The sequence below is a fragment of the Lysinibacillus cavernae genome (assembly GCF_009724685.1).
GTDB lineage: Bacteria > Bacillota > Bacilli > Bacillales_A > Planococcaceae > Lysinibacillus > Lysinibacillus cavernae.
Window position 1 is genome coordinate 124016 of sequence record NZ_WMEF01000008.1, and the last position, 17262, is coordinate 141277.

General features: G+C 37.6%; 14 protein-coding genes. 7 read left to right on the forward strand and 7 right to left on the reverse strand.

Features of this window, described 5'->3' with window-relative positions:
• Positions 1–168 precede the first annotated feature (168 nt).
• The 3 genes from GJU32_RS15830 (at position 169) to GJU32_RS15840 (ending at position 4603) form a co-directional block, all read left to right on the forward strand.
• Complete coding sequence (locus GJU32_RS15830) at positions 169–999, forward strand: MBL fold metallo-hydrolase (RefSeq protein WP_155592925.1); 831 nt, start codon at positions 169–171, stop codon at positions 997–999.
• Between the two features lie 408 nt (positions 1000–1407).
• Complete coding sequence (locus GJU32_RS15835) at positions 1408–2610, forward strand: NAD(P)-dependent malic enzyme (RefSeq protein WP_155592926.1); 1203 nt, start codon at positions 1408–1410, stop codon at positions 2608–2610.
• Positions 2611–2854: 244 nt separating this feature from the next.
• Entirely contained in the window at positions 2855–4603 is a 1749-nt protein-coding gene (locus GJU32_RS15840; protein ID WP_155592927.1) for a methyl-accepting chemotaxis protein, read from the forward strand.
• 41 nt (positions 4604–4644) lie between these two features.
• Here the strand turns inward: GJU32_RS15840 and GJU32_RS15845 are convergent, their stop codons facing one another.
• From GJU32_RS15845 to gdhA, 3 genes are all read right to left on the reverse strand, one after another.
• Positions 4645–5298: a Yip1 family protein gene (locus GJU32_RS15845; RefSeq protein WP_155592928.1), complete on the reverse strand. Its 654-nt coding sequence runs from the start codon at positions 5296–5298 to the stop codon at positions 4645–4647.
• Between the two features lie 147 nt (positions 5299–5445).
• Positions 5446–6132: a phosphoribosylaminoimidazolesuccinocarboxamide synthase gene (locus GJU32_RS15850; RefSeq protein WP_155592929.1), complete on the reverse strand. Its 687-nt coding sequence runs from the start codon at positions 6130–6132 to the stop codon at positions 5446–5448.
• 214 nt (positions 6133–6346) lie between these two features.
• Complete coding sequence (gene gdhA / locus GJU32_RS15855) at positions 6347–7720, reverse strand: NADP-specific glutamate dehydrogenase (RefSeq protein ID WP_155592930.1); 1374 nt, start codon at positions 7718–7720, stop codon at positions 6347–6349.
• A gap of 175 nt (positions 7721–7895) precedes the next feature.
• On the opposite strand from gdhA, the gene GJU32_RS15860 reads away from it, so the two are divergent.
• Together GJU32_RS15860 and GJU32_RS15865 are read left to right on the forward strand one after the other, a co-directional pair.
• Positions 7896–8369: a YaiI/YqxD family protein gene (locus GJU32_RS15860; RefSeq protein WP_155592931.1), complete on the forward strand. Its 474-nt coding sequence runs from the start codon at positions 7896–7898 to the stop codon at positions 8367–8369.
• The gene (locus GJU32_RS15865) at positions 8359–9696 is read left to right on the forward strand and encodes a D-serine ammonia-lyase (protein ID WP_155592932.1); all 1338 of its coding nucleotides are present in this window, start codon (positions 8359–8361) and stop codon (positions 9694–9696) included. The genes GJU32_RS15860 and GJU32_RS15865 overlap by 11 nt, the downstream gene beginning before the upstream one ends.
• Positions 9697–9819: 123 nt before the next feature.
• On the opposite strand, the gene GJU32_RS15870 is transcribed toward GJU32_RS15865, so the two are convergent.
• Positions 9820–10989, reverse strand: coding sequence for a pyridoxal-phosphate-dependent aminotransferase family protein (locus GJU32_RS15870; protein WP_155592933.1), 1170 nt, complete (start codon positions 10987–10989; stop codon positions 9820–9822).
• Positions 10990–11132: 143 nt separating this feature from the next.
• Here GJU32_RS15870 and GJU32_RS15875 point away from each other — a divergent pair, with 143 nt between their 5' ends.
• Entirely contained in the window at positions 11133–12194 is a 1062-nt protein-coding gene (locus GJU32_RS15875) for a DUF1835 domain-containing protein (RefSeq protein WP_155592934.1), read from the forward strand.
• A 28-nt stretch (positions 12195–12222) separates the two neighbouring features.
• Here GJU32_RS15875 and GJU32_RS15880 read toward each other — a convergent pair whose 3' ends face one another.
• Positions 12223–12717 (reverse strand): hypothetical protein, encoded by a 495-nt coding sequence (locus GJU32_RS15880; protein WP_230875069.1) that lies wholly within the window; start codon positions 12715–12717, stop codon positions 12223–12225.
• A gap of 339 nt (positions 12718–13056) precedes the next feature.
• Positions 13057–13683, reverse strand: coding sequence for a nitroreductase family protein (locus GJU32_RS15885; protein ID WP_155592936.1), 627 nt, complete (start codon positions 13681–13683; stop codon positions 13057–13059).
• Between the two features lie 224 nt (positions 13684–13907).
• Between GJU32_RS15885 and GJU32_RS15890 the strand changes: the two genes are divergently transcribed.
• Positions 13908–15938, forward strand: coding sequence for a methyl-accepting chemotaxis protein (locus GJU32_RS15890; RefSeq protein WP_155592937.1), 2031 nt, complete (start codon positions 13908–13910; stop codon positions 15936–15938).
• Positions 15939–15977: 39 nt separating this feature from the next.
• Here GJU32_RS15890 and GJU32_RS15895 read toward each other — a convergent pair whose 3' ends face one another.
• Positions 15978–17207, reverse strand: coding sequence for a ferredoxin reductase family protein (locus GJU32_RS15895; protein ID WP_155592938.1), 1230 nt, complete (start codon positions 17205–17207; stop codon positions 15978–15980).
• Between the last annotated feature and the right edge of the window lie 55 nt (positions 17208–17262).

Here is a 17262-nt window from a genome sequence, read left to right on the forward strand (position 1 = left end):
TATATAATTAAGATTTTATAAAAAACATCAGACATTGACAATCAAATAACGTGATACATAGTGTGAAAAAAATGCATTCATTGTAGATGGCGATTGCTATAATCGCTGGAATGTGAAAATGACTCACTATTCATTTTATGCTACACTTTTGTAAAAGGGGGAAAGTGAATGTTTAAACGTGAAACAAGCATAGAAATTCAACATCATCATGATGTACAATGTGCACTTGGAAAAGTAGCAATTCAGGGGTTTGGCATGAGTGTTTACAGCTTTTTCGTTGATGGATTATTGATTGATACGGGTTCCTATTCGTTGGCAAAAGAGTTTCAATCTTTTTTCAATGATTTGCCCATTGAGCAAATCGCATTGACACATTCTCATGAGGATCATGCGGGTAATGCTGCTTGGCTTCAACAGCAAAGAGATGTTCCTATTTACCTTCACCTCGACTCTATTCAGCTTTGTGCTAAAGATGGGGATTATCCACTGTATCGCCAAGCACTATGGGGCGAACGACCAGCATTTATGGCTCAACCGATTAGTACTACATTACAATCAAATACGGCCGTATGGGACGTCATTGAAACACCGGGCCATACAACAGATCATCTAGCCTTTTATAATCGTCAAACAGGAGCTATGTTTACAGGGGATTTATATATTCAAACCAAAACAAAGGTTGTACTCGACGAAGAAAATATTGTACATACCTTAGCATCCTTAAAAAAATTAGTAAACTATGATTTTAAAGAAGTATATTGCTGCCATGCAGGTTATCTGGCAGATGGACGAGAACAAATTTTAAATAAAATTGCATATATTGAAGAAATGGAAGAGAATGTGCATCAACTTTTTAAGCAAGGTTATTCCGTAGAGGAAATGACGAAAAGTATATTCCCTCGTGATTACCCGATCACCAAAGTGTCTGGTGAGCAATGGTCTTCCAAGCATATTATCACTGCTTTTATCAATCATTTTAAGCAAGGGTCCTTAACATAAGGGCTCTTTTTTTGTTGACTTGATAGAAGTTCCAAATACTTTGGTAAGCATAATAAAAATCTTTGTGAAAAAATGTGAATAAATTGTGACGGAACCAGGTGGAACAATGGATGCGCTTACATTAGTTTGTGAAAAAATTCTCATTTACACAAGAAAAATACTATGTGAAAAGTTGAACAGGTTAAAAGGCTATAGTTGTACACTTTTCAATAATAAGGACATTGTAATAATTATTTTAAAATAATTGATTGTGAAATGATTAATTTGACAGAAAAATGTATAATAAGTCGTAAAATGCTGTGCTATTAGAGAATTAAATAAATTAACTGAATATTTGTTGACTATATTTTCACAAAGTATTATGATTCTGAAATATAATAAAAAACTAAGGGAAAAGGATGGGATGGAATGGACGTAATGAAAAAAGCATTAGAAATGCATGCACATTATAGCGGGAAATTGGAGGTAATTTCAAAGGTGCCGGTTCAAGATTCTTATGATCTTAGCTTGGCTTATTCACCTGGTGTGGCTGCGCCATGTGTAGAAATTGAAAAAAATCCATCACTTGTGTATGACTATACAATGAAAGGGAATATGGTAGCGGTTGTAACGGATGGTACGGCGGTTTTAGGGTTAGGGGACATAGGACCTCAAGCGGCATTACCAGTAATGGAAGGGAAGGCGATTTTATTAAAGCGTTTTGCCAATGTTGATGCTTTTCCAATATGTTTGGATACGAAGAATACGGATGAAATCGTCAGCATTGTGAAGGCGCTTGCTCCGACGTTTGGTGCTGTAAACTTAGAGGATATTTCGGCGCCAAGATGCTTTGAAATTGAAGATCGTTTGCGTCAGGAATGTGATATTCCTGTTTTCCATGATGATCAGCATGGAACGGCTATCGTGGTAGGTGCAGCTATGATTAATGCCAATCGTATTGTGAAAAAGGATATCGCGACGATGAAGGTTGTTATTAACGGTGCTGGTGCTGCAGGAATTGCAATCTTACGTATTCTTGTGCAAATGGGCTATAAAAATATTTATATGTGCGATACAAAAGGTATTATTTATGAGGGACGTGCAGAAGGGATGAATCCCATTAAAGAAGCAGTCGCTCATTTAACAAATCCAGAAAAACTTCATGGTACACTCGATGATGCCCTTAGAGGTGCGGATGTCTTTATTGGGGTCTCTGTTGCGAATCTTTTAACAGAGGCGCACATTTCGTCCATGAATGAAAATCCAGTTGTGTTTGCCTTAGCTAATCCAAATCCTGAAATTACGTATGAAAATGCCAAAGCTTGGGGTGTCCGTGTTATGGGTACTGGCCGTTCTGATTATCCAAATCAAATTAATAATGTCCTTGCATTCCCTGGCATTTTCCGCGGAGCATTAGATGTGCGAGCAACAGATATAAATGAGACGATGAAGCTAGCGGCAGTAGAAGCTATTGCCTCTCTTGTAAGTGATGAAGAATTAACTGAAGAATATATTGTACCGAAATCTCTAGATGAACGTGTTGTGGCAATTGTATCAAGAGCTGTAAGTGGTGCAGCAGTTGAATCAGGTGTATCGGAACTATTCCAACAAAGTACGGCGTTATCTGTTTAACAAATAACGTCTCATTAAAAATAATGCGGATGGAGAAAAGTTGAATGCTTTTCTCTATTTTTTTTGATTTTTCTAGCGAAAATGCTCGAAAAATGTTGTTGTTTGATTTTTTATGTAATAAAATGAATGAGAATAATGTAACGATTTACATATTTCATTTAAGAAGAATAAATACTTAATAATAATAGTTTTGTTTTTAAATTTAGGTCTAAAGTCTATGTAAAATGAAAGAGGCGTTTAAACTATGAAATCATTATTTCAATTTAGATCCATTAAAGCGAAGCTAATAGCTTTCTCATTACTACTTTTAATGGTTCCCCTTATTATTCTAGGTTTTTCAAGCTATCAACAAAGTAAAGCAAATTTAGAGATGGTAGGAAAAGAGAATTTAAGAAATAGTGTGGAAATGACCATCGCTATGATTGAACAATTCAATCAACAGGTTGAGGCAGGTAATCTATCACTAGAAGAAGCGCAAGAAAAAGTAAAGATTGCTATTTTAGGAGAGAAGGATAGCGAAGGGAAGCGGCCAATTAATAAAAATATTAAACTAGGTGATAACGGTTATATATTTGTCGTTGACCAAAAGGGGAACTCCATCGCACATCCAAACATAGAGGGAACTAATGTTTGGGATGAACAGGATGATAATGGAGTTAAGTACATGCAAGAAATGATTGCGAAAGGAAACGAAGGAGGTGGTTTTGTTAGCTATGCATGGGAACTACCAAATTCAAATCAACTGGCCGATAAAGGCGTTTATGCAGAAACAGATCCTTATTGGGGTTGGGTCATCGGTGCAAGCACGTATTTAAATGATTTTAATAAACCAGCAGAGGATATTTTAAAATTAACAATTATAGTGATTGGTATTGCCATTATTGTAGGGATATTTGTTATTTGGCAATATGCAAGCAGTATGGCAAAACCAATTAACCGAGTGGCTCAAGCAATGGAACGATTTGCAGATGGAGATTTATCTCAAGAAAGTATGACCATTCGATCAAAAGATGAAATAGGAAAGCTAGCCATCGCTATGAATCAAATGCAGCTGAAATTGAAGGACATGATTCATAATATCGCAAAGGCTTCTGACTTGATTAATACTTCAAGTAAAGAACTAACACAATCAGCTAATGAAGTGAATATGGGGGCGGAGCAAGTTGCGATTACGATGCATGAATTGGCATCGGGTGCAGAAGGACAAGCACATCATTCCAATGAATTAACTTCATTAATGGAACGTTTCACAGCAGATTTACAAGAAACAAATCAGCATGGTGCCCATATTCATCAATCTTCTGCGGAAGTATTAGAGTTAACGAACGAAGGCAGTCAGTTAATGACATCCTCAAATTCTCAAATGGTGAAGATTGATAGCATTGTACAAAATGCTGTTGAAAAAGTAAAAAAATTAGATGCACAAGCACAAGAAATTTCTAAGCTGGTCGTTGTAATTAAAGATATAGCAGACCAAACCAACCTTTTGGCTTTAAATGCTGCCATTGAAGCAGCTAGAGCTGGTGAACATGGCAAAGGATTTGCGGTGGTTGCGGATGAAGTACGAAAACTTGCAGAACAAGTAGCATTTTCAGTGAATGATATTACAACAATCGTCACAAATATTCAGCAAGATTTTGATGTTGTTACAAATTCGTTAGAAGATGGTTATCAAGAAGTAAAAGAAGGAACCAATCAAATAAAAGCTACTAGTGAAACGTTTAATACGATTAGTTATTCCATCAATGATGTTGTTGAAAGCGTGAAATTAATTTCAACCAATTTATCCAAAGTAACAGAAGATGGACGTAAGATGAACAACTCCATTCAAGAGATTGCGGCGGTGGCTGAGGAATCTGCTGCAGGTGTCGAGCAAACAACGGCTACAACAGAGCAGACAAGTAGCTCAATGGAGGACATGGCAGGAAAGTCCGCTCAGTTATCAGAATTAGCTTTACAATTGAAGACATTAATTGCTCAATTCAAACTATAGAAAAAATCTCCCACTCTCTTAAATGAGAGTGGGAGTCTTTTTTACATCATGCTAACACCCATAATTCCAATGAGGATGATAAAGAAAAGGACGAAGAACACGATGAATAAAATAATGCTTGGAATGAAGATGGTGAAGAAAGCCATCCAGTTAGAAATTTGGTGTGCTTCTGCTACTACACCTACTGAAATAACAAAAGACCAGATACTAACAACAATGGTTACTAAAATAGTTGGCCAAAAAATCCACGGCAATGCGCCCATAAAGTTCGGGTCCAATAAAGAATCTGGTGAAGTCATTATCCAAATGATGTAAAGAGGAATCAGTACGATAGATGGAACAGCTGTTAAGCTCAATCCTTTAAATAAGTCCGAATACGTACCTGTACCCTTAAATAATTTACCAAATAGCCATGTGATGAGTGCAGAAAAGGCTGTTCCGATAATACCAGCGATAGGAGCGAAAATTACACATAATAATGCTAAAAGCCAAGGAGAAAAATTAGGAAATAATTCCGAATCAATTAGTCCAGACATCATAGAGCCAACATAACCAATAGACAAAATCAAAATGGCAAAACCGATAGATTTTTCGTTAATCATATAACGGGCCGTTTGCTTAGGATGCAGCCAAACAGATAAAAATGGATTTAGTTTAGGCCTCTCCTCTGTCGTTGTCTCATTATAGTTTTCCATTAAACTACCTCCAAAATAATAGAATAATTGCGTATTACAGTAGTTAATATACGAGTGGAGCAAGGAAAAGTTTCGTTGAAAATAAAATAAGTTTTCTACATAAAAAAAGAGCCGCAACTGTCGACTCTTTTTCGGGGATTTTTTCTCTTATTCAGCTAACATTATCTTCTCAAGCTCTAATGGTTCGATATATTGCTCACCTTTGTAAGCACGCATATTGCCACCAGAAATTTCATCGATTAATAAAATTTCATTTGTTTTGGCGTCACGGCCAAACTCTAATTTAATGTCATATAGCGTTAAGCCTTTTTTTGCAAGTTCTGCTGCAACAAATTTAGAAATTTCAATTGTACGTTGTTTTAAAATGGCATATTCTTCATGAGTTAACAGGTTTAACATCGCTAAAGCATCTTCAGAAATAGGGGGATCTAAACGATCATCATCTTTAATTGTTACTTCTACAAAGGAGTCTAAATCTTGTCCTTCTTTTACATATGCACCGTAGCGGCGTAGGAATGAACCGACAGCTTTGAAGCGGCAAATTACTTCTAAACCGCTCCCGAATACTGTAGCAGGTTTTACAGTCATTGTTGCATCTTCAAAGTTTGCATCTACATAGTGAGTAGGAACACCTTGTTCGTTTAATTTAGAATAGAAATGCGAAGTTAAACGTAAGCCAGCTAAACCAGCACCATCGATTGTTAAACCAACAGTATTAGCACCTGGGTCAAACACCCCGTTTTCTCCTGTAACATCGTCTTTAAATTTTAGTAAATAATGACCGTCTTCTAATTTGAACACATTTTTTGTTTTACCTGTATACAATAATTCCACAAAAAACCCTCCAATATTTCATAGTACTCTAAAATTATAACACGAATGTTTTGAATGTTTAATAACTAAAATGTTCGTTTAAATAGATTGTTTGAATGTTTTATAACGAATTAGCAAATTAAAAACAAGAAGATAACGAATGTTCGCTATCTCCTTGTTTGAAATTAAGAATATTCCGATTTCTAACCTAGGGAACATTGAAAAAAGAACGGTATTAATAGACGCCTTCAGTAAGCATGCCATCTGCTACTTTGATAAAGCCAGCGATGTTTGCGCCTACTACTAAATTACCTGGGAAACCATATTTTTCAGCAGCAGCTTTACTGTTAGTATAAATATTTTTCATAATTTGATGAAGTTTCGCATCTACTTCTTCAAATGACCAAAATATGCGGCTTGAATCTTGCGCCATTTCAAGAGCAGATACAGCAACGCCACCAGCATTCGCAGCTTTTGCAGGACCGAATAATACACCTGCATTTAGGAATTCATTAATCGCTTCTAGATCTGATGGCATATTTGCACCTTCACCGATTGCTTTTACACCATTTGAAATTAATGTACGAGCTGACTCACCATTAATTTCGTTTTGTGTAGCACATGGTAGGGCAATATCACATGGAATCGTCCAAATACCTGTACAACCTTCTGTAAAAGTAGCATTTGGTCGGTTATTAACGTAAGTTGAAATACGCTCACCTTTTACTTCTTTAATTTCTTTAATAGCATCTAAATCTAAGCCTTCTGGGTCATACACATAGCCTGAAGAGTCAGAGCATGCCACCACTTTTGCACCATACTGTTGTGCTTTTTCAATTGCGTACGTAGAAACGTTACCTGAACCAGAAACAACCACTGTTTTTCCTTCGAATGAATCGTTAGCATCTTTTAGCATTTCATTGACAAAATAAACGGTACCGTAACCAGTTGCCTCTTTACGAGCTAAAGAGCCACCATAACCAGGAGTTTTACCCGTTAATACACCTGACTCGTTTGCTTTTGTTAAACGTTTATATTGGCCCCATAAATAGCCAACTTCACGAGCACCTACACCAATATCACCAGCAGGAACATCGACATCTGGACCGATATGACGGTATAATTCAGTCATGAATGCTTGGCAGAAACGCATGATTTCTGAGTCAGACTTACCTTTTGGATCGAAGTTTGAACCACCTTTACCACCACCAATTGGTTGCCCAGTTAAAGCATTTTTAAAAATTTGTTCAAAACCTAGGAACTTAATGATGGATTCGTTTACGGAAGGGTGGAATCGGAGGCCGCCTTTGTATGGTCCCATGACATTGCTGTATTGAACACGATAACCACGATTCACTTGCACTTGATTGTTATCATCTTGCCAAGCTACACGGAAGGAAATGATGCGATCTGGCTCGACGATACGAGATAAAATATTAGCCTTAATATATTCAGGATGCTGTGCGAATACAGGTACTAATGAGATGAAAATTTCCTCAGCTGCTTGTAAAAATTCCGCTTGATGACTATTCTGTTGTTTTAGTTGCTCAAATACGCCATCTACGTATTCTTTTGCTAATTGTTCGTTGCTAACAGTTGTAATTGTCATAGTTAAAACCCCCATTTAGTTGATAGGTGTATCGTATATCTATTTTTCAAACTATTCAATAAAATACTTTTTGAGTTTGTGAAAATTTGAGCAAGAGGGGTCCGATAAAAAATATATTAAAATAATTATTGTGTGGTTGATTCATCTAATTATGAGAAAGGAATGATGCCTTATTGTGAAGGTTCTAATAGACGCTGATGCCTGTCCAGTCGTGGATTTGGCGCTATCTATATCATCTGAGTTTGAGATTGAAACTATCTTGTTTTGCGATACATCGCACCGTGTGGAACGTGATAATGTAATAACAATTATTGTTCCAAAAGGTCCAGATTCGGTTGATTTTACGCTAGTGAACGCGCTTTCAAAACACGATATTGTCATTACACAGGATTACGGTTTAGCCGCAATGGTTTTAGCAAGAGGGGGGTATCCAATTGATCAAAATGGACGAGAAATGTCTAATGAAAACATAGAACGTTTGCTCGATATGCGCCATGTTGGTCAAAAAATACGGCGTGCAGGAGGAAGAACAAAGGGACCTAAAAAAAGAACACAAGAAAACAATATATCGTTTGAAATGAAATTTCGACAAATTTGTGAACGAGCAATTTTAGCTCGTAAAATGGAGGAATCTACAGGTGAAAAATGACCGTAAACACGAACTATTACAGCAATTTCCGCAACTAAAAGAACTAGCAAATAAAGATACTGTATTATGGGAAAATACAAATTGGATGAGGACTCCACAAACAAACCTCTTTACGATGCTAGAAGTGGAGGAAGCGGAAGAAACATTGCATCGTTTTTCTTCTTATTTAAAAGTAGCATTTCCTGAGCTTGTAGAAAGTGATGGTTTGATTGAATCAATCATCAAGGAGATCCCAGCAATGAAAAGTGCGCTTGAGCAAAAGTACGGTGTGTCGATACCAGGTCAACTCCTATTAAAATGTGATCATGCTCTCCCAATCTCTGGTTCAATCAAAGCACGTGGAGGGATTTATGAGGTATTAATACATGCAGAAAGGTTAGCTTTGGCAAGTGGAAAGCTCACACAAGAAGATGATTATGCGCTCCTAGCAACAGAGGAATTCCAGTCGTTCTTCCAACAATACACGATTGCGGTAGGCTCCACAGGGAATTTAGGTTTAAGTATCGGCATTATAGGCAAGAAGCTCGGCTTTAATGTCGTTGTACATATGTCGAGTGACGCCAAAGAATGGAAAAAAGCTTTACTGCGAGAAAAAGGAGCCACAGTTATTGAATACGAAGCTGATTACAGTGTGGCTGTTGAGCAGGGGAGACATGAAGCTGAACAAGATCCAATGTGTCACTTTATTGATGATGAAAATTCAAAGGATCTATTTGCAGGCTATGCAGTAGCAGCAAAGCGTTTAAAAGACCAATTGGAAAAGACGAATATTACTGTCAACAAAGCGCATCCATTGTTCGTTTATTTACCATGTGGTGTCGGTGGAGGTCCAGGTGGTGTTGCCTATGGATTACGAGAGGTATTCGGCGAGCATGTGCATATTTTCTTTGCGGAGCCCGTCGCTTCTCCTTGTATGACAATTGGGCTGATGACAGGTTTACATGACGCTATTAGTGTAGAAGATATTGATCTTGACAATAACACGGAAGCAGATGGTCTTGCTGTGGGGCGTGCTTCAAAATTTGTAGGCAAAGTGATGGAAACGTATGTTAGTGGTTGTTACACAGTGACAGATAAAGAATTATTTACATCATTAGGGTTAGCAGTGGATAGTGAAGGATTATTTTTAGAACCTTCCGCACATGCAGGCATGTATGGTGCCATTCGCTTACTGCAAAAAGGTCAATCTTACTTAGAGCAGCATGCATTAGTAAGCAACATGTCACAAGCTACACATCTTGTGTGGGCAACAGGGGGCAGTATGGTTCCTACAACTATGCGTGCAGCATATTTAGAGAAGAGCAGAGAAATTGATAGTATTGAGTGATCCAAAAGAGTGTCACACCGCTCCTTCGGTATAACAGTGCACACAACTGCTCAACTTCAAAGGGACCCTCGAGTCTGATTAAACAAAAACAGGTGGAGAAATTTTCTCCACCTGTTTGCCGTATTAACGTAGCAATGCTTTGTGTTGTGCAGCTAGAAATACTTTGTGTGCGGCACTTACGCCTGCTCCTGGTTCAAAGTCGTAGGAGAAATCTTGAAGGGCGGCTTCCATTAAAGAGACGGCTTGTAAAATATCACTTGGGAAACAATAGCCCATATGGCCGAATCTGAAAATTTTTCCTTGCAGATGACCAAGACCGCCTGCGAAGTCTATATGATAGTGCTGCTTGAGATGTGCTAAGAGCTCAGCAAGGTCAATACCTTGTGGAGCCTTGATGGCTGTAATGGTTGGTGAGGCATATTGATCCTCTGTTAATAGCTCAATGTGTAATGCTTTCATTGCGCTACGCACCATGTTTTTCATGAGTTCATGGCGTGCAACCGTTTGAGCAAAGCCACCTTCTTGTTCAATTAATTTACAAACCTCATGCAGTCCGTAAATCAGTGTAATTGCAGGCGTATTTGGAGTCATGCCCTTTTCCGCCCAGCTACGATAGCTTAATAGATTTAAATAATATGCTGGTGTTTGATTTTTTTCAATGACTTTCCAAGCTCTTTCGCTCACGCTGACAAGAGAAAGCCCTGGAGGGAGCATCATTGCTTTTTGAGAGCCTGTTACCAGAATATCGATGCCCCAAGCATCCATTTCGGCAGGAACGCCACCGATACAGCTTACGCCATCTACAATAACGAGGGCATTTGTTTCGTCACGGATTACCTGTGCTAATTCAGCAATTGGGTTTAAAATGCCGGTAGATGTTTCATTGTACGTGACAAAAACGGCTTTAATATTCTCCAATGGTTGTAATAATGCTCGTAGTTCCTCGGGTGTGCAAGCTTGTCCCCATTCTTTTTCAAGCTTATGTACATGGAAGCCATATTGTTCACAAATCGATACGAAATAGTCACCGAATGCCCCAATGGTGATGACTACAACTTCTTCACCAGCAGCAACTGTGTTGACAGCTGCAGCTTCTAGTGCAGCTGTGCCACCTGATGGCAAAAGTAAGATATCCTGCGTCGTACCGAAAACGGGCTTTACTAATTCAATGGTTTCTCGGTATAACTCTACAAATTCTTGACTTCGATGACTAAAAATATTCCGATTCATCGCAAATTGAACTTTTTTTGGAATCGGCGTTGGCCCCGGATGTCTTAAAATATTTTCATACACATTCATCAGTCTCCTTTGATATAAATTCGAAATTTTCTAACTATAATAATACCATATCTACTATGCTAGCTAACTGCTTTTTTGAAAAAAAGATGGAAAATATTGTTTTTGTGATACAATTTTTTTTAAAGGAGGCTGTGTACATGGAAACAACGATACATTATCCATTTATTTATTTTTTGTACGAACCAAATCAGGTGTTCGTTTACAAAATTCAAGCTTTAGCGTATATCACGATAGCAGATGTTACAGAAAAGGGGGAATGGGCGGGGTATGAACTAAAACCATCTGAACCATTTACAGCTTTTCATCATGAACGTAGTAGCCCTAAGCAGGGGTGGTCCTTGTTGTTCGAGCAAAATCAGCTCAATCATTTTGTAGACATCATTAATGACTACATTCAACAAAGAAAGGTCGAGACCTCAACTACTGCACAAATGGTACATATCGTTTGCTCGGAATCTGCAGCAGGCTCATTACGGGTAGCACTTGCTCCGCCGAAATATGTCATAGGGTTTCCAGACGATTTATCTATCGGCCCATTATGGAAACTCGATGAAAAAAGAGGACAGGCATTCCGCCATGAGTGGTTAATGGAAAATATTAATGATGGCATGGATGATTTTGTAAATCAGAACAAGTTTATGAATACTATTAGAGAGATACAGAATATTCCACGTCACCAACCAATCTATATTTGGTATGGGCACAATGCAGAAGAACAGTGTGGACTCCGATTTATCCTCTATCTACTGCGTGATAGAACAAATGAAATTGTTCTCATCAACACGGGGGAACAGAATGTTATCAATCGTCAATGGAATATCGAGCAGTATGACAAAAAGCAACTACCTGCTGAGGAGCATCTGCTATTTCAACAGCAATGGGAAAGTTTAGCGCAAACAAAAGAGGTTTTTCGTCTATGGTTGCATCAGCAAATTCGAGCAGTTCCAGAGAATTACTATGATAATTTGATTATGTCAACGCTAGGACAAGTTCATCAGGAACAAGGAAGTGCAGATTTTATTCAAACAGGGCCATTCATTTATGAGCTAGTTACAAGAATGGATGACCCTCCAAATATCTTCTTTTTAGAATATCGAATTCGATATTTAGCATACAGTGGGGTGTTTGAATTAAAAGGGATTCCTAAATCAATGCGACATTACCAAGTGAGATTACGCCAAAAAACCTCTTTAGCCTAAGGGCATAAAGAGGTTTTAACACGGTGCATTATGCAACAAATGGTTTGTTCATGCGCATTAAACCGTAGATAGCAAAGAACAATCCACCTGTGATAATCATTAAAATCGTATATAGCACAGCTTTCCCTGTTTCGCCACACCAGCGATAGAATAGGCGATACGAGAAATACAATGTAAAGCCTACCGCACCTAGAGAAGCAAGTATGCCGATAAATGGAATAAACGAAACGATTAACAAGCCCGCATAAATAAGCGTATTTTTTAAAGCTGTTGCACGTACTGTTTCTCGATTGTCCCCACCAGCTGTCAGTAGGAAGAGACTGTAAGCATTAATAATTGGAATCCAAGCGATATAGGCTACATCTCCAAAACCATTTGTTTTAGACGTCATAAAATAAATGAGTGCACTAATAATGTAGGCGATTAAACCAATAACAAGAGCTGCTAAAATAAATAGTAAAAACAAGCCACCCATAGCTGCATCCAAATCATTATAATAATAAGAATCATCATAATTATACATCAGTAAAACCTCCCTTCATTTGAAAATACCTCCTAATAATAACAAGTCTAGCGTGTTTAAGCTACAACGAATTTTATGTAATATTTAGTAGAAATCGCACGAATGTACTAGAATATAAATTATTTTTAAGTCTTTGATGATGATTTTTTGAGTAATAAATACAAAAAAAGCAAATAATATCCTTTGGAAAATGATTGTGCTAGTTTTGGAGAATCATTTTTGACGTTTTTTACTTTATACCAAACATTACTATCCTATGATGGTAGGAGCTCATAACATACCATCCAAATCAAAAAAATAGCCACCTTACCACATAGTAAGGTGACCATTTTGCAAGAATTAAATGAATTTAGCAATGTGCGCTAATTCAATACGAGAAGAATTATAGGCAGGAGCTGCTGCTTTACCAATTGCGATTAAAATAACTGGCACGATATGATCAGCTAATTCAAACCGTTGAGCGAAGGCTTCTTTATTAAATCCACCCATTGGGACTGTATCATAGCCCATATCTTTTGCTAATAGCATAATTTGCATAGAAATTAGACCAGCATCAAATGTCACGATATTTTTTAATACTTCTTGTGGAAGCTGAGAATATAAGTTTATCGAATTGTTGATCATTAAATCTTTTGCTGCTTCATTGATATAGCCAAGATCAAAGTTTTTCGTATAGACAGCTTCCGCATTTTCGTACATTTTTGTATCCCCTAGAACGGCAATAATTGCTGAGGAAGTTTCCACTTGTTCTTGATTGTTTGCAATGGCACGTAACTCTTTTTTAGTCGCTTCATCTTGAATCACTAAAAAGCGCCAAGGCTGTAGATTACTAGATGATGGAGCAGACGTTGCTTCAACAAGTAATTCTTCTAATTGTTCTTGTGGAATTTTATAGGTTTCGTCGTATTTACGTACAGATTTACGTTCATGCATAACTTTATTTAAATAACTTTGTGTCACGGTCATTATTTTAGTCTCCTTCATTGTATGATGCGTTTTTTACTATACGATATATGAATCCATATTCCAAGTAAATTGCTCGAATTAAAGATTCTTGAATGGAGGATTTATTATCTTTGTATCATGTTGTAGTATTTTGAAAAGTTACAAAAAAAATATATTTTTATAGACGTAATCCATTTATACTAGAAGGTAAATAGAGCAAAAATAACAGCATGGAGTGAAGGTAGATGAAAAAACTATTGGGAAATTTAAAACTTATGGAAAAAATAGGGATACTTATTCCTATTATCATTGTTTTTCTAGGTGGTATGTCCTTCCTTAACTATTTGGGCGCATCAAATGAACTTGAAAGCTCTATTGAAAATGAAATGTCTATACTGGCGGATGATGTAACAGGCTCTGTTGAGAGCAAATTGCATTCACATACTCAGCTTATACATAGTGCAAAAACAACGATTGAGTCGGCAGACAATATAATGACAAGAGAACAATTTACTCGCTATGTACAACAGCTATTGCCACTCAATAAGGAAACATATGGTATGGGCCTATGGCTAGAGGAAGATGCAGCAAAGGGTGAAATATTTGGGCCGTACGCCTATAAAGAAGGGGAGAAAATTATCGCAACGGATACTTATGAAGATCCAGCCTATCGTTTTCATGAGCAAGACTGGTATCGCAACAGTATCCAATCTGATCAAGTAGTACATACAGCGCCTTATTTTGATGAGGCTTTAGGAGAAATGTTTATTTCATTTGGTACACAAATTGTGAAAGATTCTACCCCCATTGGCGTCATTACAGGGGACTATGTTTTAGATTCAATCCAATCCATTGTCTCGGATGTGAAAATTCGCGACAGTGGCTATGCATTTTTAATTGATGATAGTGGACAATTTTTAACGCATCCGGATGTAGAGAAAGTGAATAAAGAGTCGATTCAGCAATTTTTAAATATTCCTGTTGAACAATTGTCAGAGCAGCAAAAGCTAATGCAAACAACGATTGATGGCAATGACTTTACACTACAATATAAGCAAATACAAGATATGCCATGGAAGTTGGTTTTACTTGTTCCAACAAGCGAGCTATATAGCGAGGTACAGGCAATGCTTCAACAACAAATAGTAATCAGTGTGATTCTCATTGTACTCATTGCGATTATTATCTACTTACTTGCTCGCTATATCCGTACTGAAATGAAAACGATGAATACGTATTTAGGCTATCTTGCTACTGGCGATTTAACGCAACAAATGACTGTCCATACAAAGGATGAATTTGGTGAAATGGCTCAGTATTATAACGATTCTGTGGAAGCATTAGGTTCGATGATGCAGCGGATCGTAGCCGAAACGGAAACGGTTGCTTCAACTGCCGAGGAATTAACAGCAAGTGTACAAGAGGTCAATAAAACCGTCACAGAAGTAGCCATTTCCATGCAAGATGTAGCTGAAAATACAAGTTCACAACAACAGGTCAGTGGGCAATTAAAAGGTGTCACAACACAATTAGGCAATGATATGAAAACGGCAATGGACGATTTACATGACGCGGTCCAACAGTCTGTAACAACGTCTAATATGGCTACAGGGGGCTCGAAAAAAATACAAGCTTTTGTGGATGATATCGTTCAGCTTCATGCACAGGTAGACAGCAGTGCTAATCTAGTGAGTAGCTTAAAAGAGCAATCCGCACAAATAGAGCAAATGAGTCAGTTAATTTCAGCCATTACCGACCAAACCAATTTACTATCCCTCAACGCTGCTATTGAAGCGGCACGAGCAGGTGAAGCAGGAAAAGGTTTTGCTGTTGTTGCTGGAGAGGTGAAAGCACTTGCTGAACAGACAAGTCGTGCTTCTTTAGACATTGCGAAAGTCGTCCTAACGATTCAAGAGCAAATGAATGAAGCCGTGATCTTAATGGAGCAAAGTCGAAGAATTGCCCATCAGGGTATTGATTCTGTCCAACAAGCAGGCACTACCTTTGATACGATTGCCAATGCCATCGAAGGGCTTCAAAATACGATGCAAAAGACGAGCAAAACAACAGCAGATGCCTTTAAAAATCTAAATGAAGTGACAGCAAACGTGCAGGTGATTAGCCAACAGGCAATGACAACGAATGATCATACATTAAATGTATCGGCAATCACTGAAGAACAGGCCTCTACGATGAATGAGATGGCTGTGGCCTCGGAGCAGTTAGCGCAACTTGCTCAAAATCTCCGAGAAGAAACAGGTAAATTTAACGTTTAATAAAGGGCGTACATCTATGTTTAGGTGTACGCTTTTTCATTACCTAAATGTAAATGCTTCCCATTCTATATGGCTACTAGGAATGGACGATTTGAATTGCTTAATCATTTTTTCTGGCCCACATATAAAAATACTAGTATTAGCTGGTATTGTCATAACATCAAAAATGAGCCTGTCTTCCTGAGTTGTATCGATAAATGTCACTGTGAAATGATCATTTGTTTGAGCATAGTCCTGCAAAAAATCTTTGTAGATGACAGTATCTGGCCCATGAAAGGAATAATATAGGTCAATTTTCTTATTAGGGTTCAGTTGTAAATAAGCTAGAAATGGCGTGATGCCAATGCCACCAGCAATCCATATTTGCTGATTGGAACCATTGTCAAAGTCGAAATGACCATATGGACCATCTAGGGCTACGGGTGATTTTACTTGAATACGGTTATAAACCTGCTGTGTAAAATCTCCAACTGCTTTCATCGTTACCACAACTTTTTCTCCATTACCACCAGAAATAGAAAAGGGATGTGGTGCCTTTTCGATGCCATCTTGAAAGATTTTTAAAAAGATAAATTGTCCTGGACGATAGTCGAGCTTTTTCGAGAGTGTTAGCTCTAATTCAATAACATGGGTGTTCAGTCTTTGAAGAGCTGAAATATGACCGGTGTACGGGAAGAACATATCTTGATACATCGTGAGCATATACAGAGCAGACATAAATCCGATAATTGTTGTCAGTGCTGTGAAAATACCTAAAGGTGTAGGTTGTAATAAATCATATTGGCTAGAAAAATAAGCATGATAAATACCGGATGTATAGGGAACAAGTAATAAACGATGGAGCCAGCGCCAATGCTCATACTTTAGAAATTTTGCAATGAAGGCAAGGACAATAAGGATGATAAAGCCATATTGTGCAAACTCACCTAGCTCTTTAGCAAATTCATTTAGTGAGGTTTGTTGCATTAGTTCCTTATCAGGAACCATTTTTTGCAATTGCCCGTGTAAAATGAGCAATCCAAGTGAAAGGATTGCCAGCACTTTATGATAAAAATAGACTCGCTCAAGCCCATTAAACCAACGTTCTAAAATTTTGATTCTTGTAGCTAAAAAGAATACAAGAAATAAACCAGTAATCGCTAATCCTCCAATGAGATGGCTCAGTTTATTCAGTAGGTGGATGGGCTCCATAGGTGTAGAGAAATACCAAAATAAAGCACTACTACCCATAGAGAATAGTATAAAAAGTATTCCTTTATAAGCTTTCATAAAATAACCTCCACCACTATTTTTATCCATATTGTAAATAGCTATACAAATAGTA